The 25,057-nt window shown below is 66.5% G+C and carries 27 protein-coding genes; 12 read left to right on the top strand and 15 right to left on the bottom strand.

What is annotated here, in order from left to right; genetic code table 11:
• Nucleotides 1-35 precede the first annotated feature (35 nt).
• The 3 genes from ACLBKT_RS14015 to ACLBKT_RS14005 are packed head-to-tail and all read right to left on the bottom strand — an operon-like array spanning nucleotide 36 to nucleotide 2,658.
• Entirely contained in the window at nucleotides 36-536 is a 501-nt protein-coding gene (locus ACLBKT_RS14015; protein ID WP_410183701.1) for a DUF2497 domain-containing protein, read from the bottom strand.
• A gap of 50 nt (nucleotides 537-586) precedes the next feature.
• Nucleotides 587-1,996 (bottom strand): TolC family outer membrane protein, encoded by a 1,410-nt coding sequence (locus ACLBKT_RS14010; protein ID WP_410183700.1) that lies wholly within the window; start codon nucleotides 1,994-1,996, stop codon nucleotides 587-589.
• Nucleotides 1,997-2,055: 59 nt separating this feature from the next.
• Nucleotides 2,056-2,658 carry a protein-L-isoaspartate O-methyltransferase family protein gene (locus ACLBKT_RS14005; protein WP_410183520.1) on the bottom strand — a complete coding sequence of 201 codons (603 nt, stop codon included), beginning with the start codon at nucleotides 2,656-2,658 and terminating at the stop codon, nucleotides 2,056-2,058.
• Nucleotides 2,659-2,873: 215 nt separating this feature from the next.
• On the opposite strand from ACLBKT_RS14005, the gene fumC reads away from it, so the two are divergent.
• The 3 genes from fumC (at nucleotide 2,874) to ACLBKT_RS13990 (ending at nucleotide 6,438) form a co-directional block, all read left to right on the top strand.
• On the top strand, nucleotides 2,874-4,280 hold the full coding sequence (gene fumC / locus ACLBKT_RS14000) for a class II fumarate hydratase (protein WP_410183699.1): 1,407 nt from the start codon (nucleotides 2,874-2,876) through the stop codon (nucleotides 4,278-4,280).
• 138 nt (nucleotides 4,281-4,418) lie between these two features.
• Complete coding sequence (locus ACLBKT_RS13995) at nucleotides 4,419-5,675, top strand: sensor histidine kinase (protein WP_410183519.1); 1,257 nt, start codon at nucleotides 4,419-4,421, stop codon at nucleotides 5,673-5,675.
• Nucleotides 5,668-6,438, top strand: coding sequence for a LytR/AlgR family response regulator transcription factor (locus tag ACLBKT_RS13990; protein WP_410183518.1), 771 nt, complete (start codon nucleotides 5,668-5,670; stop codon nucleotides 6,436-6,438). The genes ACLBKT_RS13995 and ACLBKT_RS13990 overlap by 8 nt, the downstream gene beginning before the upstream one ends.
• A gap of 120 nt (nucleotides 6,439-6,558) precedes the next feature.
• Here ACLBKT_RS13990 and ACLBKT_RS13985 read toward each other — a convergent pair whose 3' ends face one another.
• Entirely contained in the window at nucleotides 6,559-6,882 is a 324-nt protein-coding gene (locus tag ACLBKT_RS13985) for a UrcA family protein (protein ID WP_410183517.1), read from the bottom strand.
• 231 nt (nucleotides 6,883-7,113) lie between these two features.
• On the opposite strand from ACLBKT_RS13985, the gene ACLBKT_RS13980 reads away from it, so the two are divergent.
• From ACLBKT_RS13980 to ACLBKT_RS13965, 4 genes are all read left to right on the top strand, one after another.
• On the top strand, nucleotides 7,114-7,386 hold the full coding sequence (locus ACLBKT_RS13980; RefSeq protein ID WP_410183516.1) for a hypothetical protein: 273 nt from the start codon (nucleotides 7,114-7,116) through the stop codon (nucleotides 7,384-7,386).
• A gap of 25 nt (nucleotides 7,387-7,411) precedes the next feature.
• Entirely contained in the window at nucleotides 7,412-8,275 is an 864-nt protein-coding gene (locus ACLBKT_RS13975; RefSeq protein ID WP_410183515.1) for a diacylglycerol/lipid kinase family protein, read from the top strand.
• Entirely contained in the window at nucleotides 8,265-9,125 is an 861-nt protein-coding gene (locus ACLBKT_RS13970) for a metallophosphoesterase family protein (protein ID WP_410183514.1), read from the top strand. Before ACLBKT_RS13975 ends, ACLBKT_RS13970 begins: the two co-directional genes overlap by 11 nt.
• A 195-nt stretch (nucleotides 9,126-9,320) precedes the next feature.
• On the top strand, nucleotides 9,321-9,518 hold the full coding sequence (locus ACLBKT_RS13965; protein WP_410183513.1) for a hypothetical protein: 198 nt from the start codon (nucleotides 9,321-9,323) through the stop codon (nucleotides 9,516-9,518).
• A gap of 81 nt (nucleotides 9,519-9,599) precedes the next feature.
• On the opposite strand, the gene rpsI is transcribed toward ACLBKT_RS13965, so the two are convergent.
• The 4 genes from rpsI to ACLBKT_RS13945 all read right to left on the bottom strand — a co-directional run bounded on the left by rpsI (nucleotide 9,600) and on the right by ACLBKT_RS13945 (nucleotide 12,152).
• The gene (gene rpsI / locus ACLBKT_RS13960) at nucleotides 9,600-10,115 is read right to left on the bottom strand and encodes a 30S ribosomal protein S9 (protein WP_410183512.1); all 516 of its coding nucleotides are present in this window, start codon (nucleotides 10,113-10,115) and stop codon (nucleotides 9,600-9,602) included.
• Nucleotides 10,115-10,594: a 50S ribosomal protein L13 gene (gene rplM / locus ACLBKT_RS13955; protein ID WP_410183511.1), complete on the bottom strand. Its 480-nt coding sequence runs from the start codon at nucleotides 10,592-10,594 to the stop codon at nucleotides 10,115-10,117. Before rplM ends, rpsI begins: the two co-directional genes overlap by 1 nt.
• A gap of 158 nt (nucleotides 10,595-10,752) precedes the next feature.
• Nucleotides 10,753-11,070: a divalent-cation tolerance protein CutA gene (gene cutA, locus ACLBKT_RS13950; RefSeq protein WP_410183510.1), complete on the bottom strand. Its 318-nt coding sequence runs from the start codon at nucleotides 11,068-11,070 to the stop codon at nucleotides 10,753-10,755.
• Nucleotides 11,070-12,152 (bottom strand): COX15/CtaA family protein, encoded by a 1,083-nt coding sequence (locus tag ACLBKT_RS13945; protein ID WP_410183509.1) that lies wholly within the window; start codon nucleotides 12,150-12,152, stop codon nucleotides 11,070-11,072. The genes cutA and ACLBKT_RS13945 overlap by 1 nt, the downstream gene beginning before the upstream one ends.
• 122 nt (nucleotides 12,153-12,274) lie before the next feature.
• Between ACLBKT_RS13945 and ACLBKT_RS13940 the strand changes: the two genes are divergently transcribed.
• The 4 genes from ACLBKT_RS13940 (at nucleotide 12,275) to ACLBKT_RS13925 (ending at nucleotide 14,662) form a co-directional block, all read left to right on the top strand.
• The gene (locus ACLBKT_RS13940) at nucleotides 12,275-12,664 is read left to right on the top strand and encodes a MerC domain-containing protein (protein ID WP_410183508.1); all 390 of its coding nucleotides are present in this window, start codon (nucleotides 12,275-12,277) and stop codon (nucleotides 12,662-12,664) included.
• A gap of 72 nt (nucleotides 12,665-12,736) precedes the next feature.
• Nucleotides 12,737-13,714, top strand: a complete 978-nt coding sequence (gene thiS, locus ACLBKT_RS13935; protein ID WP_410183507.1) for a sulfur carrier protein ThiS — start codon at nucleotides 12,737-12,739, stop codon at nucleotides 13,712-13,714.
• Nucleotides 13,715-13,895: 181 nt separating this feature from the next.
• Nucleotides 13,896-14,408 (top strand): hypothetical protein, encoded by a 513-nt coding sequence (locus tag ACLBKT_RS13930; RefSeq protein WP_410183506.1) that lies wholly within the window; start codon nucleotides 13,896-13,898, stop codon nucleotides 14,406-14,408.
• Between the two features lie 17 nt (nucleotides 14,409-14,425).
• Nucleotides 14,426-14,662 (top strand): ribbon-helix-helix domain-containing protein, encoded by a 237-nt coding sequence (locus tag ACLBKT_RS13925; RefSeq protein ID WP_410183505.1) that lies wholly within the window; start codon nucleotides 14,426-14,428, stop codon nucleotides 14,660-14,662.
• Between the two features lie 83 nt (nucleotides 14,663-14,745).
• Here the strand turns inward: ACLBKT_RS13925 and murA are convergent, their stop codons facing one another.
• Entirely contained in the window at nucleotides 14,746-16,026 is a 1,281-nt protein-coding gene (murA, locus tag ACLBKT_RS13920; RefSeq protein WP_410183504.1) for a UDP-N-acetylglucosamine 1-carboxyvinyltransferase, read from the bottom strand.
• Between the two features lie 136 nt (nucleotides 16,027-16,162).
• Here murA and ACLBKT_RS13915 point away from each other — a divergent pair, with 136 nt between their 5' ends.
• Nucleotides 16,163-17,041, top strand: a complete 879-nt coding sequence (locus ACLBKT_RS13915) for a UTP--glucose-1-phosphate uridylyltransferase (RefSeq protein WP_410183503.1) — start codon at nucleotides 16,163-16,165, stop codon at nucleotides 17,039-17,041.
• Nucleotides 17,042-17,044: 3 nt separating this feature from the next.
• Here the strand turns inward: ACLBKT_RS13915 and ACLBKT_RS13910 are convergent, their stop codons facing one another.
• The 6 genes from ACLBKT_RS13910 to glnE all read right to left on the bottom strand — a co-directional run bounded on the left by ACLBKT_RS13910 (nucleotide 17,045) and on the right by glnE (nucleotide 25,004).
• A complete protein-coding gene (locus tag ACLBKT_RS13910; RefSeq protein ID WP_410183502.1) occupies nucleotides 17,045-18,337 on the bottom strand; it encodes a cytochrome P450 in 1,293 nt (430 codons plus the stop codon).
• The gene (locus ACLBKT_RS13905; protein WP_410183501.1) at nucleotides 18,334-19,881 is read right to left on the bottom strand and encodes an acyl-CoA synthetase; all 1,548 of its coding nucleotides are present in this window, start codon (nucleotides 19,879-19,881) and stop codon (nucleotides 18,334-18,336) included. Before ACLBKT_RS13905 ends, ACLBKT_RS13910 begins: the two co-directional genes overlap by 4 nt.
• A gap of 258 nt (nucleotides 19,882-20,139) precedes the next feature.
• Nucleotides 20,140-20,880, bottom strand: a complete 741-nt coding sequence (locus ACLBKT_RS13900; protein WP_410183500.1) for a M23 family metallopeptidase — start codon at nucleotides 20,878-20,880, stop codon at nucleotides 20,140-20,142.
• Between the two features lie 93 nt (nucleotides 20,881-20,973).
• Nucleotides 20,974-21,765: a ferritin-like domain-containing protein gene (locus ACLBKT_RS13895; RefSeq protein ID WP_410183499.1), complete on the bottom strand. Its 792-nt coding sequence runs from the start codon at nucleotides 21,763-21,765 to the stop codon at nucleotides 20,974-20,976.
• Between the two features lie 9 nt (nucleotides 21,766-21,774).
• Nucleotides 21,775-22,248, bottom strand: a complete 474-nt coding sequence (locus ACLBKT_RS13890; protein WP_410183498.1) for a peroxiredoxin — start codon at nucleotides 22,246-22,248, stop codon at nucleotides 21,775-21,777.
• Nucleotides 22,245-25,004, bottom strand: a complete 2,760-nt coding sequence (gene glnE, locus ACLBKT_RS13885; protein ID WP_410183497.1) for a bifunctional [glutamate--ammonia ligase]-adenylyl-L-tyrosine phosphorylase/[glutamate--ammonia-ligase] adenylyltransferase — start codon at nucleotides 25,002-25,004, stop codon at nucleotides 22,245-22,247. Before glnE ends, ACLBKT_RS13890 begins: the two co-directional genes overlap by 4 nt.
• Nucleotides 25,005-25,057: the final 53 nt, after the last annotated feature.

Below are 25,057 nucleotides of genomic sequence, written 5' to 3'. Positions count from 1 at the left end.
CCTTTGCCGATCCGGCTAGCCTTTGGGCACCAGTATCAGCGGCGCTTGCCGACGATGCGGGCGATTTCCGCCTGCACGAGGCTTTCGACCATCGCGGGCAGATGGGCTTCGAGCCATTCCGCCAGCATCGGGCGCAGCAATTCGCGGGTCAGTCCCTCGAGCGAGGTCTCACCCGAACGCACGATCTGCGGCCTTGCGCCGGGCTCTGCCAGCATCGCCAGCGCAGCCAGGTTTTCCTGCATCGCATCGCGCACCGTCTCGGCAATCAGCGGGGTTTCGTCCGCCTGATCGAGCGGGAGCGCCGATGGCTCGGCCTGATACTCCATATCGGACAGGTCGAGCACTTCGTCGGTGGCTTCCGCGGCATCGCGCACCTGATGGGTGCGGAGGAGCGGGGCGGGCTCAGCCTCGGACTCTTCGGAGACCAGCATCCGCCGACGGCGGGCTTCCAGCGCACCGACGCGGTTATCGCGCGCGATCACTTTCTTGATCGATTCAAGGATTTCCTCGACCGATGCTTCGTTATCCTGCGCCATCTCTTGCCCCGTCGTCATGCCGCCCAGCCTGTCCCGAATCGGGATCGCATTCACTCACCGGGCAGCAATTGCGGGCCGATTGTTGCGTTGGCGGGGGGAATGTCAACGGTTCTGGTCGATTTCGCTTCAGCCTTGGGATCGCGGTCCCAATCCCACATCTTGCTGCTGACCCGGTCCGCGTTGATCTGCGGATCATAGAGCACACCGGCATCAAGGTTGAGATCGCGCGCCTCGGCCCGGCCCATCAGCGCGAGCAGGGTGAAGCCTGCGACATAGGCATTGCGCCGCGCGGTCACCAATTGCGCGCGGGCGTTGACCAGCTCCTGTTCGGCGTTGAGCACGTCGAGAATCTGGCGGTTGCCGATCGAGTTTTCCGCGCGCACGCCTTCAAGGCTAAGCTCGGCGGCTTCGACCGCGGCCTGCGCGCTCTTGATGATGGCGCTTGCGGCCAGCCAGTTGGAATAGGTCGCGCGGGTTTCGGCAATGATCTGCCGCTCGGCCGCGATCACATCTTCCAGCGCAGCGGATTCGCGCGCACCGGCCTGGCGTTTTTGCGCGGCGGGCAGGCCGCCCTGGAACAGCGGGATCGTCACCCGCACGCCCGCATTGGCAGTCTTTTCGCTCTGCGCGAAGTCGGCCGAGACCGGACCGCCCAGCGTGCCGAAGAAGTCGCTATAGTCCCCGTTCACGAAGACGCTGACCGACGGCAACCGCCCGCTGCCAGCGGCCTTGGTGTCGAACCCGGCGGCCTGTGCGCGCTGCTTGGCCGCATCGAGGTTGGGGTTGTTCTCCAGCGCTGCGACAATGGCATCGCCGACCGTGTCGGGCAGGCCGGGCAGCGGCGGCGGGGCTTCCAGCTCACCCGGTTCGTTGCCGACCAGCCGGATATAGGTTTCCCGCGCGGCGATCAGGTTGGCTTCGGCCGCTTGCAGATCGCCTTCCGCGACCGCGAGGCGCGAGCGTGACTGGGCGACATCGGTGATGGTGAGATCGCCGATCTGGAAGCGGTCACTGGTCGCTTCGAGATTGGTCCGCAGCACGGCGACATTGTTGCGCGCCAGTGCCACCAGCGCCTCGGTCCGCAGCACGTCCATGTACGAGGCGACGACCTGGCTGAAGATCGTGCTTTCGGTGTTGCGCAGATCGGCCTGACCGGCCTCGACCCGCTCCTTGGCGGCTGCGATCCCATTGCGCACCGCGCCGCCCGAATAGACCGGCACCAGAAGCTGGGCGTTCACGCCGAGGTTGCGTTCCGGCGCGGTGAAGGCGTTGGCCGATTGCTGGATGAACTCGATATGGGTCGCCGTGACCGCGACCGAGGGCAGGCCCTGCGCGCGGTTGATTGGCACGCCTTCGTCAATCGCGCGCTGGGTGGCGCGGGCGGATTCGAGCGTCGGGTTGGTGGTGTAAGCCGCCGCCAGCGCATCCCGCAGGTTATCGGCCTGCGCAGGCGCCGCCATCGCGGCGAGCGCCAGCAGGCTGGCCGAACCGGCCCCGATCAGCGAGGCGGGCTTGCGATTCACGCGAAGGTCCAGCTCTTGGGCGCGTCGAAGGCGTGGAGCACCGGAATGCCGAGATCCTCGACCGGCTGGAGATTGACCTTGCCCGCGACCTTGCGGCCCGTGGCCAGCCGCGTGACTTGCCGCAGCACGAGGCCGGTGACGATCCGCCCATCATCGCTCAGTTGCGCGGCGAGACCATCGGGCAGCTGCGCAATCGCGCCATCGATCACGATCAGGGAATAGGTGCCGCTACCGCCTGCGCTCACCGCCTCGGCCGCGGTGATCTGATGGAGCTCGGCCACCAGCGGGCGCAGCAGCGCGGCGAGGTAATCGGTGCCGCCGCCAACCACGAGCACGCGGTCCTCCGGCATCGGTGCCGCTTCGAGCAGCAGCTTGCCATAGAACAGCGGGGCCGCGAGGTGGCCCGCTTCACCCAGCATCACCGCACGGTCGATATAGGCCTGTGCGGCCTTGTCGGCGGGGAGGAACTCCTCCCGCGGGATAGCGATCATGCGCGCCAGCACATATTCCTCGTTCACCCCGCTGGTGCGCAGCTGGCTGTCGATCATGGCGCGGCGCGCGAGATGAGTATCGGGCAAGGTCGTGGTCATGGTGTTCATCGTCTCTCGGGCTAACTGTATTAGTGACGCAATACAGTCCGTCAACCCTCTCCTTAAACGCCCGCGGCTCCGGTTCCAAGGCCTTTGGACCGCGTCGCAGCGACGCGTATGCTGGTGATTTCGGCCTTTGACCTTCCCGCGCGCCGGTGCTTAGGGGAGCGCCGAACCCTGTGGGGTGCAATTCGACTTAATGAGGGATGGCTTCGATGAGTGACATGACGGCAGCTGGGCAGGACGTGCGGATCGAGACGGATTCGCTGGGCGAAGTGGCGGTTCCGGCGAACATGCACTGGGGCGCTCAGACGCAGCGCTCGATCGTCAACTTCCCGATCGGCGGCGAAAAGATGCCGCCGGCGCTGGTGCGGGCGCTGGGAATCCAGAAGCTTGCGGCGGCCAAGGCGAACATGAAGCTCGGCGTGCTCGATGCCAAACTGGGCGAGGCGATTGTCGCTGCCGCGCGCGAAGTGATCGACGGCACCCTTGCCGACCAGTTCCCGCTGGTGGTGTGGCAGACGGGGAGCGGCACCCAGTCGAATATGAACGCCAACGAGGTGATCGCCAGCCGCGCGAACGAGATTCTCACCGGCAACAAGGGTGGCAAATCCCCGGTTCACCCCAACGACCACTGCAACATGGGCCAGTCGTCGAACGACACCTTCCCGACCGCGATGCACATCGCCGCGGCGGTCGAGGCGATGGATCACCTGATCCCGGCGCTGAAGAAGCTCCACGGGGCATTGGATGCCAAGGCGAAGGAATTCGCCGACATCGTCAAGATCGGCCGCACCCACTTGCAGGACGCGACCCCGATGACGCTGGGGCAGGAATTCTCGGGCTACGCCAAGCAGATCGAATATGGCATCGCCCGGGTCGAGGCGGCGCTGCCGCGTGTGCTGGAACTGGCGCAGGGCGGCACGGCGGTCGGCACCGGGATCAACGCCAAGGTCGGTTTCGACACCGCCTTCGCGGCCGAAGTTGCCGCCGAGACCGGCCACGCCTTCGTCACCGCCCCCAACAAGTTCGAAGCCCTCGCCGCGCATGATGCGATGGTCGAGATTTCGGGCGCGCTGAATGTGCTCGCGGTCAGCCTGATGAAGATCGCCAACGACATTCGCCTGCTCGGCTCCGGCCCGCGTTCGGGCCTTGGCGAACTCTCCCTGCCCGCCAACGAGCCGGGTTCGTCGATCATGCCCGGCAAGGTCAATCCGACTCAGTGCGAGGCGATGACGATGGTCGCCGCCCAAGTGATGGGCAATCACATGACCGTGACCGTTGCCGGATCGCACGGGCATCTCGAACTCAACGTGTTCAAGCCGGTGATCATCTATAACGTGCTGCAATCGATGAAGCTGCTGGGCGATGCGAGCCACGCCTTTACCGACAATTGCGTCGTCGGGATCGAGGCCAACACCACCCGCATCACGCAGCTGCTCAATGAGAGCTTGATGCTGGTGACCGCCCTGAACCCCCATATCGGCTACGACAATGCGGCGAAGATCGCCAAGAAGGCTCATGCCGAAGGCACCACGCTGAAGGCGGCCGCGCTCGCGCTGGGGCTGCTCACCGAAGAGCAATTTGCCGAGTGGGTGGTGCCGGCGGACATGATCAAGCCCCGCGACTGACGGCGCGATTGCGCGTCGCAAGTCGTTCGGCGTGTCTGAACAGCCGTTCATAATTCGACCAAGACCTGACCCCGCCCGACAATAAGCGCCAGTGCCAGTGGCGCGACGCGGGCGGGGGCGTTATCGCTGGCCGTCACAATGGCAACGAACCCGACCAGCGACGCATCCCTTGATCCGCCCGCCCCCACCGTGTCTTTCCGCACGGTGCTGTTTTCGATGGTGGTGCTGTGGGCGACCTATTTCGCGCTCACCACGGTCCGCGCGCTGGTGATGGATTTCGGGCTCCAGTTCGAACTCGGCTGGCGGCGGCTTCTGGTCACGGGTGTCGGCGTACTGCTGACGCTGGTGCTGTGGCTGCTGCTGCGTCTGTTCGACAATCGGCCCTTGTGGCTCAAGATCTCGGCCGCGATTGCGCTCGCGATGCCGGTGGCTCTGGCGATCGGGCAGGTGAATTACATCGTCTTCAAGGACATGGAGTTTGCCCAGCGGCAGGCCTATGCCGAGCGGTACAACCTCAATCTGCGCCGCGACGAATCCGGCAATCTGTTGATCGACGTGCCGGTCCGCCGCGCCGATCCGGCCGCGGGCGATACCAATGATCAGCCCACCGATTCGCAGAGCGTGCTGATCGAGGAAGCGGAAACCTATGCGGATTTCTGGCGCAAGCTGCTCGACGTGGCGCTGGGGCGGTATTTCCTGCTGCTGGCCTGGGCTTCGACCTATTTTGCCTTGCTCGCCGGGGTCCAGGCGCGCGCGGCGCAGCAGCGTGAGAACAAGTTCCGCTCTGCTGCCAAGGCGGCCGAATTGCTGTCCTTGCGCTATCAGGTGAACCCGCATTTCCTGTTCAACACGTTGAATTCCCTGTCCGCGCTGGTGATGACCGGCAAGGCCGACCGGGCCGAGCGGATGATCCAGACGATCAGCCGGTTCTATCGCCATAGCCTCGCCACTGAACCGACGGCCGATGTTGCCCTGCGCGACGAATTCGATCTGCAAAAGCTCTACCTCGATATCGAAGCGGTGCGCTTCCCCACCCGGCTGGTGTGCGTGTTCGATCTGCCGCAGGAGCTTGAGGAAGCGCGGGTGCCGGGCATGATCCTGCAACCGCTGGTCGAAAACTCGGTCAAATACGCCGTGTCACCCGTGTCGCGCCCGGTGACGATCACGCTCGCCGCGCGCGAGGAGTTTGATCGGCTGGTGATCACCGTCAGCGATGATGGCCCCGGCGTGCCGCAGGGCACACCGCACGGTTTTGGCATCGGCCTTGCCAATGTGCGTGACCGGCTGGAGGCCCGCTTCGGTTCCGACATCGGCTTTTCCTCCGCCCCCGTGCCGGGCGGCTACCGCACCGAAATCCGCATCCCCCTGACCAGAATGACAGCCCGCCATGCCTGAGACCGCCACGGAAACCACTGCGCTGCGCACCCTGATCGTTGATGACGAGCCCCTCGCGGTTGAGCGGGTGCAGGTCATCTGCGCCGAAATCCCCGCCGTCCGCGTGGTCGGCACCGCCAGCGATGGCGCCGCCGCGCTGCGCCTGGCCGAGAAGCTTGAGCCTGATCTGGTGCTGCTCGACATGACCATGCCCGAATTGGACGGGCTGGGCGTCGCGCGCCACTTCGCCAGTCAGCCGCAATCGCCGGTGGTGATTTTTGTCACCGCGCATGATCACTTCGCGGTCGAGGCCTTCGATCTGGAGGCGGTCGATTATGTGCTGAAGCCGGTCTCGGCCGATCGGCTGGAGCGCGCCATTGAGCGTGCTGTCGCCCGCCGCGGGCAGATCGATCAGAATCAGGGTCGCCAGAAGGCGAGCCGCTATCTCGACGAATTGTGGGTGCCGCACCGGTCCGAGCTGCTGCGCATCGCGGTGAGCGAAGTCCACCAGATCGATGCCGAGCGTGACTATGTCCGCCTGCACGTTGGTGGGCCGGAAGCGGGGCGCTCTTACCTGCTGCTTCAGACCATCGCCGGGTTGGAGGAACGGCTCGATCCCGAACAGTTCATCCGCATCCACCGCTCGACCATCCTGCGCCGCGACCATATTCGCGGCCTGCGGCATGATGGCCTCGGCGTGTGGTCGGCGGAGCTGGTGAACGGCGAGGCGCTGCGCATCGGCCGCACCTATCTCGCCCGCGTCAAGGCGATGGCCGGACGGTAGGGCGGGAGGCCTGTGTTTCGCGCCAGCGAACCTCAAAAAAACGGCCCGAACCCCAGGGACTGGAAGGGTTCGGGCCGTATCGACTGCGCTTTGAGGTAAGGCGCAGGATTGCAGCTGCGGTTAGCCGCCGCGCTGCTGTTCCAGCATAAGCGCGGCGACCTGACGCTTGGCATCGGTGCGCGCCTTGGCGAGGCAGGCGAGGGCGTCCTGGCTCATCACCCGCGAACCCGTGGTCACGCTGGTGGTGCGGCAGACCTGGCGCACGGCCCGTTCGACGCGGTTGTCGAGGATCTTCTGACCCTTCGCCGTGCCCAGGTCGATGTCCGTGGTGCTGACCCGAATGGTCGTCTTCTGGATGTCACCGGCCAGCGCCGGGGTGATCGCCGCGCCGGCAAGACCAAGCGCTGCAAGGGCATGTGTGAGTGTCTTCGCAAGGGGTTTCATGTTCCATCTCCTCCATCTCGCAGGGGCCTGAGATCGGGCGGGGGTCCGATCCGGCGGGGGTGCCAAGCGCCCTGCTGAAACCCTTGATACGCCGCCTTTCTGACGCCCGCATTCGGCCTTCGATCAACCCCCGTACCGCCGTCGACAGACGCGGCGGGCTGATGACCAATGGCGCTGATCGGGGGACAAATGGCGGTTCCCAATCGACCAGCGCAGCGCCATAGTGGCGCCATGGGTTGGTCGACCGTCATCATCTTTCTGCTGGGAATCGGAAACTTCGCGATCAACCGCGCCGTGTTCAAAAGCGGCCACCCGCTGTTTGCGCGCCTGCCGCGGGTGAGCCAGACGCTCGGCAGCCGCGCCGCCTTGGTGAGCGAGTTTGCGGTGCTGTTCTTCGCGCTGCTGCTCTCGGTCGAGGGATGGCCGGGCTATGCCTGGGCCTATGCTGCCTACACTGTCTTCAATGCCGGTGCCGCTTGGTTGATCCTCAGCGGACGAGTATAGCGCCCGAACCGGGGGCGCCGGAGCAATGACGACGATGGATTCGCACACCCCCTGCTGGCTCGTGGTCAACCCTGCAAGCGGGAGCAATGACCAGACCTCCGCCGAAACGCTTACCGCCGCCTTGACGGCGCGCGGATGGCCGGTTGAGCGGGTGGTGGCCTTTCCCGACGATCCCCTGCCCGATGCTGCCGCGCTGGATGCCGCCGGGATCGCGCATGTGGTGATCTACACCGGCGATGGCACAATGAACACGCTGATCAATCAGCTGTCGGGCTGGGGCGGCAGGGTGCTGGTGCTGCCGGGTGGCACGATGAACCTGCTGCCGTTGCGACTGCACCGGACGACGGACCTCGACACGATCCTCGACATTGTGGCCGGCGGCGGCGCGCGCGCGCGGCGGCTGGATTGCGTGCGCTGCGAGGCGGGGCTGGCGCTGGCGGGGCTGCTGGTCGGGCCGGGCACCGCGTGGAGCCGGGTGCGCGAATCGATGCGCAGGGGCGCTATCGCGGACATGGCAAAAGAAACGGTCGAGGCGCTGCGCGAGACGACCACCGGAGCAGGCGTCATGCTGGCCGATAGCCGGTTATCGCGTGACGGCGGCTATCCGCTCGTCGAGCTGACCCCTGGCGAGCACGGTGTGCAGATCGACGGATATTTCGCCGAGGCCGCGCTCGACTATGCCGGGCAGGCTTGGGCCCTGGTGCGCCGCCGGTTCCGGGAAGGGCCGCACGACCGGCTCGGGATCGCTGAGAGCATAACCCTCGTCAGCGCCGATGGCAGCCCGCTCGCCTGCCTGATCGACGGTGAACCGGGCGAATGCCCCTCGGGATCGCGCTTCTCGGTTGAGCCATGCGGCGTCGATCTGCTGGCGACATCGCATGAGCTCTGACCGGCTCTGCCTGTTCCACCTGTCCGACATCCACTTCGGGCTGGAAGACCGCGACGCGCTGGCATGGGTGCGCGACGAGATCGCGGCCAAGCGCCCCGCTGCGGTGGTGATTACGGGCGACCACACGATGCGCGCGCGCCATCACGAATTCGCCGCCGCGACCCGCTGGATCACCGCGCTCGACGTTCCGGTGACAATCAGCATCGGCAATCACGACATGCCCTATTTCAACCTGATCGAGCGCTTTTTCGATCCCTACAAACGGTTCCAAGGGATGAAGACGCTGGTCGAACGCGAAATCGACCTGCCGGGGCTGGCGATCGTGCCGCTCAAGACCGTGCGGCGCTGGCAGCCGCGCATGAACTGGTCGAAAGGCTGGGTGACCGCCCCGGCGCTGGCCGATTGCCTTGATGCGCTTGATCGGCTGCCTGCGGGCACGCGGGCGCTGGTCGCGGTGCACCACCCCCTGCGCGAGGCCGGGACGCATGGCACAGCGCTGACCCGCGGGGGCGAGAACGCCTTGCGTGAACTCGCGCGGCGCAAGGTGCTGGGCGTGCTGTCGGGCCATGTCCATGACGCCTTCGACATCGCCGAGCCGACCAGCGAAGGCACCGTTCGCATGATCGGCGCCGGCACCCTGTCCGAACGCACCCGCTCAACCCCGCCCAGCTTCAACGAATTGACGTGGGACGGCGTTCGGCTGGAGGTGGCGGTGCGCAATCTCGAAGGTGTGCCGACGCCCGACATGCTGATCGCGGATGTCCCCGAAGATGCCACCCCGCCGCGCACACCCGGCGAACCGGTCGCTCCGGTCGACCGTGTCCCCCCGGTCGATCCGCCGGTGCATTGATCGGCGCGCATCGGCAACATTTCGGGGCAGCACTTTAACCTTATCCCTATGATTTGCCTTAAGGTTTGTTGGTTACACTGCGAATGCAGGCTGGGATGGCGTGCATCCGCTGGCCTTGGCCAGCCTGTCCTTTTCAACCGACGGCCGCTTGGGGCAGGTCTCCCCCGTGCGGCTGGTGCGACGAGGGGAATGGCGATGGAATTGCTCAAGGCGATGACGTTCGGCGCGATCCTGTCTGCGACATTGGCGCTGGTGATCGGCTCGCAGGGATCGAGCGCCGGTCCACTGGCGATCCATGCGGTGCATATCGCCGATGCCAAAATGTACTGGTCGTGGCCGATCTTCGTGTCGGCGAGCGGGCTGTCCTTCGGGATCATGCTGCTGCAACGCTGATCGCCCGAGTCTCCCGGGCGGCAAAGGAAAAGGGCGGCTCCCTTTCGGGGCCGCCCTTTTTGTATCCCTTGCGGGGAAAGCTTAGCGCTTCGAGAACTGGAAGCTGCGGCGGGCCTTGGCCTTGCCGTACTTCTTGCGCTCGACCACGCGGCTGTCGCGGGTGAGGAAGCCTTCAGCCTTCACCGCGCCGCGCAGTTCCGGCTCGTACTTGCTGAGCGCCTGAGCGATGCCGTGCTTCACCGCGCCGGCCTGACCCGACAACCCGCCACCGCGCACGGTGCAGATCACATCGTACTGGCCGCTGCGGTCGGTGATGGTGAAGGGCTGGTTGATCACCAGACGCAGGGTCGGACGCGCGAAATAGGTTTCCTGATCGCGGCCGTTGATGGTGATCTTGCCGGTGCCGGGCTTGACCCACACGCGGGCCACCGCATCCTTGCGGCGACCGGTGGCGTAGGAACGGCCCTGCGCGTCGACTTCGCGTTCACGCAGCGGAGCGGTGACGCGAGCGATTTCGGCTGCGTCGCCCTGCGGCACGCCAGCGGCGATGTCCTTCAGATCGGCGAGATCCGAGACGGTGGTGGTTTCATCAGCCATTATGCGGCCACCTTGTTCTTGCGGTTCATGGAAGCGACGTCGAGCACCTGCGGCTTCTGGCCGTCATGCGGGTGTTCGGTGCCGGCATAGAGGTGCAGCGCACGCATCTGATCACGGCCAAGCGGGCCGCGCGGGATCATGCGCTCGACAGCCTTTTCAAGCACGCGCTCGGGGAAACGGCCGCCCAGCACCTTGGCCGGGGTGGTTTCCTTGATGCCGCCGGGGTGACCGGTGTGCTTGTAATAGACCTTGTCGGTCGCCTTGTTGCCGGTGAACTTCACCTTGTCGACGTTGATGACGATGACGTGATCGCCGCAATCGACGTGCGGGGTGTAGCTCGGCTTGGTCTTGCCGCGCAGGATGTTGGCGATGATCGAGGCCAGACGACCCACGACGAGTCCGTCGGCGTCGATGATGTGCCAGTTCTTTTCGACCTCGGCCGGTTTGATCGACCGGGTCTGCTTGGTGAGCGCCTTCATGGCATGTGTCCTTGGTTCGAAACTGCTCTGCCGGCAAATGTCCGGGAGAATCACCCCGCACCGACCGCAGCCGGGGGAGCGAAGTGGCGCGCAAATGTCGTCTGGGGCGCGCGAAGTCAAGCAAAAGCGCCGTTTTTGGATAGGGTAAAATAATACCGCTAGTCCGCAACGCTTCCAGCAAGCCACGCGAAGGTGGCCGGATGGACCGCGTCGGCGTGCCAGCCGATGATCGCGGGGGTATCGTAAGGGTGGAGCTCGCCAAGGCGCTCCACCACGTCATCGAGCCGTTCGGCGGTGGTCTTGAACAGCACCCCGACCTCGCTCCCGGTGGCCCGCGCGCCTTCCCACACGAAGCGGGATTCGATGCCACCGAGGATATTGGCGCAGGCGATCAGCCCCTCATCGAGCAGCGTGTCAGCCGCGGCGCGGGCGCTGTCCACGTCGGGGAAGGGGCACCACACAAGCGCGGCGGCCATCAGGCGGAAGCTCCGCCCTGCCGCGCGATTCCTTTGCTGTGCATGGCCCAGACCGTCGCCGCGACAGTCAGCGCACCGACCAATTGGTGCGCGGCGGCGATCCACAAGGAGACCCCGCTCATCACGGTTGCGATCCCCAGCAGCACCATCGTCCCGAACGCGCTGTGCACCGCGATGCTCGCGGCCCGATCGGTCTGGCGCACCGCCCGTCCCAGCCACACCAGGGCAGCGACCGCCACCCATGCCCACCAGCGGTGGAGGAAGTGGAGCAGGAAGGGATCATGCGTCAGCGTCCACACCGCGCCCTGCGACCAGTCGACCTCGGGCACCAGCCGCCCGTTCATGAGCGGCCAGTCGTTGGCGGCAAGCCCGGCATTGAGCCCTGCCACCCACGCCCCGAGCAAGAGCTGGACGAACAAGACCCCCGCCACCAGCGCCGCACCTGCCGTCAGCGGTGCCGGGCGGGCGGCAGGATCGCGGGCGAGCAGCCGCAAGTCGCGCGATGTCCACACCAGCCCCGCGAGCAGGAACAGCGCCGTCAGCAAATGCGCCGACAGGCGGAAATGGCTCACATCGGTCAGGTCGGTATTCCCGACGCCCGAAGATACCATGTACCAGCCCAGCGCCCCCTGCCCGAGAATCAGCGCGAACATCGCCGCCAGCCGCCAGCCATAGCCCGCCGGGATCGCCCGCCGCACGGCAAACACGATCAGCGGCAGCAGATAGGCCAGCCCGATGACCCGCCCGAGGATGCGGTGGAACCACTCCCAGAAGAAAATGAACTTGAATGCAGCCAGATCCATTCCCGCCGGGCCGCTTTCCATGCGGAACTCGGCGGTGAGCCGGTACTTGGCGAATTCCGCCTGCCACGCCGCCTCGTTCAGGGGCGGGAGGATGCCGCTGACCACGTTCCATTCGGTGATCGAAAGGCCGCTCTCCGTCAGCCGGGTAATCCCGCCGACCACCACGATGCCCACCACCAGCACCGCCACCAGCTCCAGCCAGCGCGCAATCGCCAGGGGTCGGGCGCGGGTGTGCGGGGCGGGTTTGAACAGGTTCGACACGGAGGCGGAGGTGGCCATAGTGCCCCGCTCTTTGTGCTCCGCGCCGTGCCAGCGCAAGTCTGTTCGGCGCAAATGCAAATGCTTTGCGCGCAAGTCCGCCTTGCACAATGTGACAACATTACATATGTGCGGCGGAGATCATGCCCCACAACGCGCTTCCCCCAGCGAGTCGGACCTCGCTCCGTCGCCGACTCGATCAGCTCGGGATCGGATTGGCGGGCTTGTGCGCGATCCATTGTCTGGCGACGCTGTTCCTGGTCTCGGCGCTGGGCCTTGGTGGGCATTTCCTGCTGGAAGAGAACATCCACCGCATCGGCCTCGCCGTCGCGGTGGCGGTGGCGACGGCGGCAATCGGCTGGGGCCTGCTGCGCCACGGGCGGATGCTGCCGTTTCTCGTCGCGGTGGTCGGTCTGGTGCTGATGGCGGCCGCACTCGTGGTGCCGCATGGGACCAACGAATTCCTGCTGACGCTGCTGGGTGTGGCGCTGGTGTCGGTCGGCCACGTGCTGAACCTGCGCGCCGCGCGCTGACGGACGCATCCCAACGCAGCCTCTCAAAACACTTGGGTTGCAGCCTCGGCCTGAGCGCCTATGTCCCGTGCCATGACGAAGAGCATCACTCTGAACGGCGCGCCGCACCGTTCCGCCGCCGCCACCATCGCCGATCTGGTCCGCGAACTCGATCTTGCGCCCGAGAAGGTCGCGGTGGAGCGCAATGGCGAAATCGTCCCGCGCTCAACGCTGGGTGACGCGCCGCTGGCGGATGGCGACAGGCTGGAAATCGTGCACTTCGTCGGCGGGGGCGATCAGGTCGCGGATAGCTGGACCGTAGCGGGCCGCACCTTCACCTCGCGGCTGATCGTCGGCACCGGCAAGTACAAGAGCTTCGAGCAGAACGCCGCCGCCGTTGAGGCGAGCGGGGCGGAGATCGTCACCGTGGCGGTGCGGCGCGTCAACGTTTCCGATCCCAAGGCGCCGATGCTGACCGACTTCATCGACCCCAAGAAAATCACCTACCTCCCCAACACCGCAGGCTGCTTCACCGGTGAGGACGCGGTGCGCACCCTGCGGCTGGCGCGCGAGGCGGGGGGCTGGGATCTGGTCAAGCTCGAAGTGCTGGGCGAGGCGCGCACGCTCTATCCCGACATGCGCGAGACGCTGAAGGCCACGGAAGTTCTCGCCAAGGATGGCTTCCTGCCGATGGTCTACTGCGCCGACGATCCGATCGCGGCCAAGCAGCTGGAGGATGCGGGGGCGGTCGCGATCATGCCGCTCGGCGCGCCCATCGGGTCGGGGCTCGGCATCCAGAATCAGGTGATGATTCGGCTGATTGTCGAAGGCGCCAAGGTGCCGGTGCTGGTCGACGCAGGCGTGGGCACCGCATCGGACGCGGCGGTCGGCATGGAGCTGGGCTGCGACGGCATCCTGATGAACACCGCCATCGCCGAGGCAAAAGACCCGATCCGCATGGCCCGCGCGATGAAGCTGGCGGTGGAGGCTGGGCGCGAGGCCTACCTCGCCGGGCGCATGGCGCGCCGGATGTATGCGGACCCAAGCTCGCCGCTCGCGGGCTTGATCTAACCGACCGGGCGTATGGCGCTGTAACGGTCCCGCAGGGGCCGCAAGGCCGACCGGCCGCCCGCAGCGCCCAAAGGGCGCGAGGATTTCGCAGCCCGGACGGGCTGCGGACAACAAAGACTCTACCTAACCTTAAATTAACCATGGAGTGCGACGTTCTCCCTGTCCGAAGGAGACGCACGCCATGATGATGCCGATTGCCGAGATGCGGGAATTTGCCGGGTTCGCCCCTGCCGAGCAGCGCTACATCAAGCGCAGCCTTGATATCGGCCTCGCGCGTACCGACGCGTTCCGCCGCTGGGGCCGCAGCGAAAGCGAGAATATCGCGATCCGCCGCCAATATGTTGCCTATCAGGATTTGAAGACCCTGCGCGCGCTGATCCCGCACGAAGGCTCCCCGCAGGAGGTCGAACGCTTCCTCGGCAAGCTGGTGCGGGTGGCGGCCTTCGATCTCGAACAGGAGCGGCTGGGGTGCTTTTCTGCGTTCCGCTTTCTTTATGAGCGCCTGCTCGGTGCCCGCGCGCGGCCCTATCTGCCTGCCGCCTTCTGCGCCGCTGCCGCGCTGCCCTCGATCCGCCCCGAACGCCGCAAACTGCTGCTGCAATCCCTGAGCGAAGCCGCCGCCACCGCGCCAGGCTGGTCGGAACGCGAGCCGGGGTTCCTGCCCGAATATGTGGACGACTTCGAAGCGGCTTGAGTGTTAGGAGGGCGCGGATGACGTCGCCCTATCACCCTCCGGTCAAACGCTCGCTCAGTATCGCGGGTCATCAGACTTCGATCAGCCTGGAACCGCTGTTCTGGGACATGCTGAAGGCCGCCGCGTCGCGCGAGGGGCTGGCGGTCGCCGCTCTGGTCGCCCGCATCGATGCCGAACGGATCAAGTCGCCCACGCCCCCGGGTCTGGCGAGCGCGATCCGGGTGTGGCTGGTGGCCAATAGCCCCCTCCCTTGAGGGAGGGGGTTGGGGGTGGGTGTACACCCCCTATCGACCGTGGAACCCCCACCCCCGACCCCTCCCCAAGGGGAGGGGAGTAACTAGTCGTCCACCCGCTCGATATCCGCGCCCACCAGCTGCAACTTCTCCTCAAGCCGCTCATACCCCCGGTCGAGGTGATAGAGCCGCCGCACCGTGGTCTCGCCTTCGGCCGCCAGCGCAGCAATCACGAGGCTCATCGAGGCGCGCAGGTCGGTCGCCATGACTTCCGCACCGGTCAACCGGTCCACGCCCTTGACGATCGCGGTGCGGCCCTCGGTGGTGATGTCCGCCCCCATGCGCGCCAGTTCCGGCACGTGCATGAAGCGGTTTTCGAAGATCGTTTCCTTCAAGACGCTCGCCCCTTCGGCCTTGCACAGCAGCGCCATCAGCTGGGCCTGCATGTCGGTGGCAAGCCCCGGATAGGGCGCGGTGGTGAGGTTGGTGGCCTTCAAGGGCCCGCTCGCGCCGACGGTGACGCTCTTGGCGTCCCACGACACGTCGCAACCGATGGCTTGCAGCGCGTGGATGGTCGCCATCATCTCGTCCGCACGCGCGCCTTCCAGACGAACCTCGCCGCCGGTGATCGCGGCGGCGCAGGCGTAGGAGCCGGCCTCGATCCGGTCGGGCATGACGCGGTAGGTCGCGCCGTGGAGGCGCTTGACGCCGTGGATGGTGAGGTTGGAGGTGCCGATCCCCTCGATCTCCGCGCCCATTGCGACGAGCATGTTGCACAGATCGACGATCTCGGGCTCGCGCGCGGCGTTGAACAACCGGCTGGTGCCGTTCGCCAGCACTGCGGCCATCAGCGCATTCTCGGTCGCGCCGACGCTCACCACCGGGAAGTCGAAATCCCCGCCCGGCATCCCGCCATCGGGCTGGATCGCGCGGACATAGCCCGCCGCCAGCTCGATCTTGGCCCCGAACGCTTCCAGCGCCTTGAGGTGCAGGTCGATCGGTCGGTTCCCGATCGCGCAGCCGCCGGGCATCGACACGGTAGCCTCGCCGCTACGGGCCAGCATCGGGCCGAGCACCAGGATCGAGGCGCGCATCTTGCGCACCAGATCATAGGGCGCGACGTTGGAGGTGATGCGGGTCGCCTCAAGGCTCATCACCCGGCCGAAATCCTCGGGCCGCGTGCCCTGGATCACCGTGGTGACACCGAACTGGTTCATCAGGTGCTGGAACCCGTCGATATCCGCCAGCCGCGGCAGGTTGCGCAGCGTCAGCGGCTCCTCGGTCAGCAGCGCGCAGGGAATGAGCGTCAAGGCCGCATTCTTCGCGCCGGAGATCGGGATGGTGCCGGAAAGGCGGTTGCCGCCACGAATGATGAGTTTGTCCATGATTCCGCCTTAACGAAAAGTGCCTTTCGTGCAACTCGCCGGGGTCGGTTTCCGATCAATCATTGACCTCGGTTATGGCGCAAGGCACGGAGGCGCGGGACATCAGGCAACCAGAAGCAAGCAACAAGGGCAGTTCATGTCTCCCAAGCCGATCCGGAAAGCCGTTTTCCCTGTTGCCGGTCTTGGCACTCGCTTCCTGCCCGCGACCAAGGTGGTGCCCAAGGAGCTGCTCTGCGTCGTGGATCGTCCGCTGATCCAATATGCGGTCGACGAAGCGCGCGAGGCCGGGATCGAGCAGATGATCTTCGTCACCGGGCGCGGCAAGACCGGGATTGTCGAGCATTTCGACATCGCCTTCGAACTCGAACAGACCATGACCGAGCGGGGCAAGGACCTGTCGGTGCTCGATTGCACCCGCGCGACGCCGGGCGACGTGATTGCGGTGCGCCAGCAGGTGCCACTCGGCCTGGGCCACGCGATCTGGTGCGCCCGTGCGATTGTCGGGGACGAGCCCTTTGCGATCTTTCTCCCCGATGAGCTGATGGTCGCCCGCGAAGGGGGCACCGGCTGCATGAAGCAGATGGTCGAGGCCTATGGCGAGGTCGGCGGCAACCTCATCTCTGTGCTCGAAGTGCCGATGGAGCAGGTCTCGTCCTACGGCGTGATCGACCCGGGCGCTGCGAATGGGGCACTGACCGAAGTGCGCGGGCTGGTCGAGAAGCCCCCGGTGGCCGAAGCGCCCTCCAACAAGATCGTCTCAGGCCGCTACATCCTCCAGCCCGAGGTGATGCGGGTGCTGGAAAACCAGGGCAAGGGCGCGGGCGGCGAGATCCAATTGACCGACGCGATGGCCAAGATGATCGGCCAGCAGCCCTTCCACGCCGTGACCTTTGGCGGCGCGCGCTATGACTGCGGCAGCAAGGTCGGCTTTGTCGAGGCGACGCTCGCCATCGCGCTCGCCCGCCCCGACATGGGCGATCAGGTGCGGGCGATTGCGCTGGATTTGCTCAAGTAGGGCCTAGGCGGCCGTCACCCGCAGAGGCAACGTCTTCAGCCCGCCCACGAAGGTGCTGCTGGCGCGCTTGGCCTCGCCTGCCGGTTCGACGCTGGCGACCCGGTCGAGGATCGCCTCGAACAGGATCTTCATCTCGAGCCGCGCGAGATGCAGGCCGAGGCACTGGTGCGCGCCAGCGCCGAAAGCGAGGTGGCGGTTGGGGGAGCGGGCGGCGTCGAAGCGGCGGGGGTTGGGGAATTGCGCGGGGTCGTGATTGGCGGCGACGTAGTTGATCATCAGCCAGTCGCCCTTCTTGATCGCCTGCCCGCTGATCTCGCAGTCCTCCGCCGCGGTGCGCATGAAATGCTGGACGGGGCTGGTCCAGCGGATCGCTTCCTCGACGATGCCGGGGAGCAGCGAGCGGTCGGCGCGGACGCGGGCATATTGCTCGGGATCGCGGGCGAGGGCCTGCATCGCGCCCGCCGTGCTGGCGCTGGTGGTGTCGTGCCCGGCGGTGGCGACGATGATGTAGTAGCCCGCCATGTCGCGCGGGGGGAGCGGTTGGCCATCGACCAGCGCATTGGCGATGACGCTGGCGACGTCATCGGTCGGGTTGCGACGGCGATCCTCGGCCAGCGCGGCGAAGTAATCCTCGAAGGTCTTCACCGCGCCCGCGACGATCTGCACCACCTGTTCGGGCGTCATCTGGTCCATGCCGCTGCCCGACAGGTCCTTGTCCTGCCCGCCGAACAGCTGCTGGGTGAGCATCTGCATCCGAAACTCGTCCTCCGGCGGCACGCCGAGGATCTGCATGACGACGCGCAAGGGATAGGGGCCGGAGACCTCCTTGACGAAGTCGACCTCGGAGCCCTGCGCCAGCATCCGGTCGACCGTCGCCGCTGCCAGCGTCCGCAGCTCGTCTTCGAGCTTGGCGAGGTTCCTCGGCATGAACCATTCCTGGGTCAGCTTGCGGTATTTGGGATGCACCGGCGCGTCGAACACCACCAGCGAATCGACCAGCATGTTCGAGCCGGTCGCCGCGCGGCTGAATTCGATCGCCTGGTTGAAGCTGAACACCACCGGGCGCGGGTTGTTGAGGAAGGCGGCGTTGTCCTTCGATATGCGCATCACGTCGTCGTAGCGGGTGACGAGCCAGAAGGGGTCGAACAGGCCGGGCGTGTCGGGCTGGACTTTCGCCACCGGAGTCGTCGCGCGGATATGGTCGAAGGTGTCGAGCAGCCCGTCCCACTCGGCATAGGCGTGGGGGTCGATGACTGTGCGGGCGAGATCGCCGCTGAGCACCGCCGCTCCGCTCATGCCGCGTCGGCCTTCGCCTTGGCGGCGTATTCATCGCGCAATTCGCGCTTGTAGAGCTTGCCGTTGGCTTCGCGCGGCAGCTCGGGGCGGAAGTCGAACAGCTTGGGCATCTTGATCTTCGACAGGCTGGCGCTGAGGAAATCGCGCAGCTCCGCTTCCAGCCCCGGCCCGGCCTGCGCCATATCCTTGGGCTGCACCACCGCCACCACCTTCTCGCCCAGATCAGGGCAAGGCGCGCCGATCACGGCGGCGTCCATCACCTTGGGGTGGGTGACGAGCAGGTTCTCGATCTCCTGCGGGTAGATGTTCACCCCGCCGCTGATGATCATGTGGCTCTTGCGGTCGGTCAGGAACAGGAAGCCGTCGGCGTCGAGATGGCCGATATCGCCCAGCGTCATCCAGCCATTGGGGTGCATGGCTTCGGCGGTCTTGGCCGGGTCATTGTGGTAGGTGGGGAGGTTGATATTCTCGAAGAAGATGAGGCCATCCTGCCCGGCGGGAAGCTCCTCGCCCTCCGGTCCGCAGACGTGGACCTTGCCATGCACCGGAAAGCCGACCGTGCCGGGCTTGGCGAGCCAATGTTCGGACTTCACCAGCGTCATCCCGATCATCTCGGAGCCGGCGTAATATTCGTTCACGATCGGCCCCCACCATTCGATCATCTCGCGCTTGATCGGAACGGGGCAGGGCGCAGCGGCGTGGAGCGCGCGCTTGTGGCTGGAGAGGTCGTAGCGCGTGCGCACTGCCGGATCGAGCTTGAGGAAGCGCACGAAATGGGTCGGCACCCATTGGCTGTCTGTCACCTTGTAGCGCTCGATCGCCTTCAGCGCTTCTTCGGGATCGAACTTCTCCATCATCACCACAGTGCCCCCGAGACGGTGGACGATCGAGCACCAGCCGATCGGGGCCGCGTGATAGAGCGGAGCGGGAGAGAGATAGACCATCGTGCCATCCGCCGGCATCCCTGCGCCCATCGTGGCGAGGCCGAGCAGCGGGACGGGTGCCATCGGATCGGGGTCTTCGGGCGGTGCGGGGCGGATGCCCTTGGGGCGGCCGGTGGTGCCCGAGGAATAGAGCATCACCATCCCGGCGCGCTGATCGGGGATCGGGGTGGCGGGCTGTGCGGCCAGCGCGGCGGCGAAATCCTCGGCTCCGCCTTCGTCCATGACCAGCACCTCAAGCCCCGGACAGGCCGCGCGGATGTCGCCGAGGATGGCGGTGAAATAGCTGCTGGTGATCAGCAGCGTCGCCTGCGCATCGCGGATGATATAAGCCGCCTCGGGCGCGGTCAGGCGCGAGGAGATCGGCACCAGCATCGTGCCCGCGCGCTGCGAGCCCCAGATCAAGGTGAAATACTCAATCCGGTTTTCGAGCAGCACCGCAAAGGCATCGCCCTGCTGGATGCCCCGGGCACGCAGCAGGTGGGCGAAGCGGTTCGATTCCGCTTCCATGTCCCCGTAGGTGATCTGCTTGCCCGATCCGGTCATGATGACAGCGGGATGATCGGGGCGGGTCGCGGCGTGCGCGATCGGATGCATCGACATGTGTTCTATCTCTCCCTTGCCATTTGCATGGCTCGGAGAGGAAATTACGCGAGGCGCGCGGCCCCGCAAGCAAAAACGGTATGGAAAATGCTACTCATCGTGAGGTGAGCGAGGCGCAACCCTGGCGCCGATGCGGGGCACAAAAAAAGGCGGCGGGTAAACCCGCCGCCAATGATCGGACACCCTCTCCAATGTCCGGCCCACTTACAGCGGGCAATCTCGTGAAGCCTGCGCGTCAGGGCCTATCGTGTGGGTCGCTTATTCGCCACCCTGGCCGGTCAGACGAGCATCGCGGGCGTAAGCCAGCTGTGCTTCGCTCTCTACCATATACGGAATCGGATTGACTGCAACCCCGTCAACGCGAACTTCATAGTGAAGGTGCGGACCGGTCGAACGGCCGGTCGATCCGACGTAGCCGATGAGGTCGCCCTTCTTCACATTGTCACCCGCAGCCACGGCGAGACGCGAGAGGTGGGCGTAGCGGGTCTGCATCGAAGCGCCATGTTCGACGCTGATGTAGAGGCCGTAGCTCGAATACCAGTCAGCGCGGCTCACCACGCCATCGGCCGTGGCATAGACCGGCGTGCCGGTCGGCGCAGCGAGGTCGATCCCCGTATGAGCGCGGCGTCCGCCGAGCACGGGGTGCGTGCGCATTCCGAAGCCGCTGGTCAGCGCTGCGCCTTCAAGCGGCATACGCGACGGCACCGAAACGGCGCGCTGCGGGATCGGGGAGGAATAGGCGGTCACCTCTGCGCCGGTGCCGAGCGTGGGGCTGGTCCGCTCCATCGCGGTCCAGCTGGAAAAGAGCGACTTGAAGCGGGCATCGCCGGTGTCGACCACTTCGGGCTGACCTTCGCGGAGCGGCTGGGTCACATCGGCGCTGGTGGCGGTGGTGGCGGAATTGGCGGTGTTGGCGAGCGCCGGAGCGGCAGCGGAAACCAGAATTGCCGAAGCAGCTGACACAGCAAGCTTCAACACGTTGCGCACGGCAAATTTCATACTGACCCGAATCCCGATAGCAGCTTTCGCCGTTGAATGCCCTGGCACGTCTGTTGCGCGCCTTTCGTGAAGCGTTGTTATCCGGGTGAGTCGTTAATGCGCAATCTCTGCATAGAATCCGCGCGACAAACCGGCTGCAAGACGCGCTGAGTCGTTGAACGGTGGCTTAACGTGACCTTTGAAGTGCCGTTTCACGAGGCTCTGCCACAGGGATTCGGGCTCGGACCGCGTCCGTTCAGCGCATCGCAAAAAGTGCTTGGTGCCTGCCGCGACGTGGCGGATTTCGTCGTCAAGTATCCGCGTGAGGATCTTGGCGCCGCTCTCATCGCCGCTCGCGCGGACCCGGTCGAGCGTCGCGGGCGTGACATCCAGCCCCCGCGCTTCGAGCACCATCGGCACCACGGCGAGCCGCGCGGCGACATCATCGCGCGTCGCATGGGCCGCTTCCCACAGCCCGGCATGGGCGGGCAGCGCGCCATAATGGCTGCCGAGCTGTTCGAGCTTTCGCGCCAGCAGCGCGAAATGCATCGCTTCATCCGCAGCCACATCCATGAAATCGCTGACGAATTCGCGCCCCATCTCGGCCCCGAACCGCCCCGCCATGTCGAGCGCCAGATCAATCGCGACGAATTCGATATGGGCAAGGCTGTGCCACAGCGCGATTCGCCCGCGCTCGCTGCCGCCCTTGCGGCGCTTGGGCATCTGGCCGGGGGCGAGCAATTCGGGCGCGTCGGGCCAGGCGGGCTGGTCGGGCATCGCCACGTCGAACTCCCACGCCAGCATTCCCATGCGCCAGTCCCGCGCCACCTGCCGGGTGGCGAAGCACTTGGCGCGCGGGTCGGCGGTCAGCAGGGCTGAACGGATGGCGCGGGCGATGGTTGTCATAAAGGTGCGTTAGAGCGCTTTAGCTACCGCCAGCACCTCTTCGGCGTGCCCGGCGACCTTCGCCTTGTCCCAGATGCGCGCGATCTTGCCGTCGGGGCCGACCAGATAGGTCGCGCGGACCATGCCCATGTAGGTCTTGCCGTACATCTGCTTTTCCGCCCACACGCCGAGCGCATCCGAGAGGCCGCCCTCTTCGGCGTCGGTCGCCAGCGGCGCGGTGAGGCCGTGCTTGGCGATGAACTTGGCGTGCTTCTTGGCAGGGTCCTTGCTCACCCCGAGCAGTTTGGTGCCCGCAGCCTCGAAATCGGCCTTAAGCGCAGAGAAATCCTTGTTCTCGGTGGTGCAGCCGGGGGTGTCGTCCTTGGGGTAGAAGAAGATCACCAGCTTGCTGCCGGCGAAATCCGAAGGCTTCACGGTCCCGCCCTCGGGGGTTTCCATGGCGATATCGGGAATGGCGTCGCCGACGCCGGGGAAAGTGGTCATGCGGGGTTCTCCTGTTCGGTAGCGAGAATGTCTGTGCCGAGGATTTGCTTCCATGCCTGCGCGACCTTATGGCGCGCGGCGGCGAAGGCTTCGAGCAGCGCTTCGTAGCTGTCACATCCGCACGCCCGCGCCAGCGCCCGCGCGCCGCTGGGGGGAGGTTCGCGGCCATCGGGGGCGAGCAGGCGTCCGGCGACGAGCATCCGGCTCATCAGGGCATGGGGCGCGGCAAGATCGGCGGGGATGAGGCCGGCCGCAATCAGCCCTTCCAGCGCCGTGGCCAGATCGGGATCGAGCGCGCGGGGTGCCGTCTGGGCCAGCGGGGTGCCGTCTGACGCCTCGCCCTTCAATTGCAGATAGTGGACAAGGAACTCGATATCGACGAGGCCACCGCGCGCCAGCTTGGCATCCACCGCACCGCTGGCGTGCTTGTGCTTCGCCATCTCGGCCCGCATGTCCAGCACGGCATCGCGCAGGGCCGCCCGGTCACGCGGGGCGTGGAGCACTTCGGCGAGCACGTCCTCCAGCTCGGCGCGGGCCTGCGGCGAGCCATAGAGCACCCGCGCACGGGCGAGCGCCATGTGCTCCCATGTCCACGCCGCTTCACGCTGATACTTGCCGAACGCCGCGCAGCTGACCGCCAACGGCCCCTGGTTGCCCTGTGGTCGCAGCCGCGTATCGACCTCGTATAGCGCTCCTTGCGCGGTCGGTACCGACAATGCGGCGCTGACCCGGCTGGCGAGGCGGTTGTAATAGACCGTCGCGCCCAAGGGCCGCGCACCATCCGATTGCGCGGCGAAATCGCCGGTGAACAGATAGACGATATCGAGGTCTGAAGCATGGGTCAGCGCCCCGCCGCCCAGCCGCCCGAGGCCGAGGATCAGCAACTCGCTATCCGGCACGCGCCCATGCTTGTCCGCGAATTCCTGCACCGTCGCCTGCGCCGCGAGCTGCATCGCGGCTTCGGCGGTGCGTGACAGGGCGCGGGCGATATCGAGCGGATCGGCCAGCCCTTCGATCAGCTGGATGCCCAGCGCGAAACGGATTTCCCCGGTGATGATCCGGATCGCATCGAGCAGCGCCTCGTAATCCGGCCGGATCGCCGCCCCGCGCATTCGCGCCATGATCTGCGGCACATCGCCCGGCAGGTCGAGCGCATCCCTGTCGATCAGCGTGTCGAGCAGTTCGGGCTTGCGCGCCAATTCGTCCGACAGCACCGGAGCGAGGGTAAGGGCGGCGACCAGTCGGCGAATGAGATCGGGCCGCGCGTCGAGCAGGCGGAAGGTCGTGATCGCCGAGGGCACGCTTTCGATGATCCGTTCCCACCGGGTGATCGCGCGCATCGGATCGTCGCTGGCGGCCATGGCTTGGAGCAGCGCGGGGGCCAGCCGGTCCCACGCCGCCACCGCCTGCGGACTGCGGATCGCTGCGTGGCGCCCGTCACGCCAGGTCTCGATCCGTTCGGCGAGGGTATCGGGTTCGGGATAGCCCCATTGTCCGAGCTGGTGGGCCAGCGCGCTGACCGGCATGGCGACCGGCACCGCCACGGCTTCGGGCTGGCCGATCAGCTCTTCGTAAATGCGCCCCGTGCGCTCGGTGATCGCGGTCAGCTCCGCCACCAGCGCCGCGCCATCGGCCAGCCCGTCGAGCTGCGCGACATTGTCGAGCGCTTCTCCCTCGGGCAGGGCATGGGTCTGGCGGTCGTTCACCATCTGGAGCCGGTGCTCGATCTGGCGCAGGCGGTCATAGGCCTCGCCCAAGGTGGCGGCGGTTTCGGAAGCGATCCACCCGGCCTGCGCCAGCGCATCGAGCGCCGCGCGCGTCCCGCGCACCCGGAGCGATGCGTCGCGCCCGCCGTGGATCAGCTGGTGCGTCTGCGCGTAGAATTCGATCTCGCGGATGCCGCCGCGGCCGCGCTTCACGTCGAAGCCGGGACCGGGGGCGGGTGGGCCTTCGTGGCTGTGGCGGATGCGGTGGGTGAGCGCGCTGATTTCCTCGATCGCGCCGAAATCGAGCTGGGCGCGCCACACGAAGGGGCGAATCTGGCTGAGGAAGTCCTCGCCCGCCACGATGTCCCCCGCCGCCGCCCGGGCGCGGGTGAAGGCGGCCCGCTCCCACGCCAGCGCGTGCCCCTGATAATGGGTCATGGCCGAGCCGACCGGGACGCACAGCGGGCTGACCTCGCTATTGGGGCGCAGCCGCAGATCGACCCGTAGCGCGTAGCCATCGGCCGTGCTGGAAGAGAGCAGGGCCACGATCCGGCGTGCATAACGCTGCGCCGCGTCACCCGGATCGTCCGTGGCACGGCGGGCCAGACGCTCGCGGTCGAACAGCAGGATCGGGTCGATATCGGACGAGTAATTGAGCTCGCCCGCCCCCTGTTTGCCGAGGGCCAGCGCGATGAAGCCATGGGCCGTCTCGGAATCGGTGCGTTCGGCAATCGCGGTGCGGATCGCGCGGTCCAGCGCGCGGTCGGCGAAGGCGGTGAGTTCGCCCACCACCTGCGTCAGCGGAAAGGCCCCGGCGAGATCCCCGACGGCCAGCGCCGCCGCGAGCGCCAGCCGCTCACGCCGGAGCGCGCCTTCGGCATCGTCCCCGCCACCCTGCGCCCGCGCCCATGCCAGCGCCGCCTCGCCCTCGCCCTCGGCGAGCAAGGCGGCGAGGTCCGGCTGGCGGTCCAGCGCACGCGCCAGAAACGGCGCGTGGTTGCGGGCGCGGCGGAGCGCGTGCTCCCAGTCGGTGCTTCGGTTCTCTCCCATCGCCTGCCTCTCTGGCCCCGCTGCGCTTGCGTGTCTACCGAGGCTCTGCGATG

This window comes from Erythrobacter sp. W302b, from assembly GCF_046452395.1.
Lineage (GTDB): Bacteria > Pseudomonadota > Alphaproteobacteria > Sphingomonadales > Sphingomonadaceae > Erythrobacter.
This window is presented reverse-complemented; position numbering and strand designations above follow the sequence as displayed.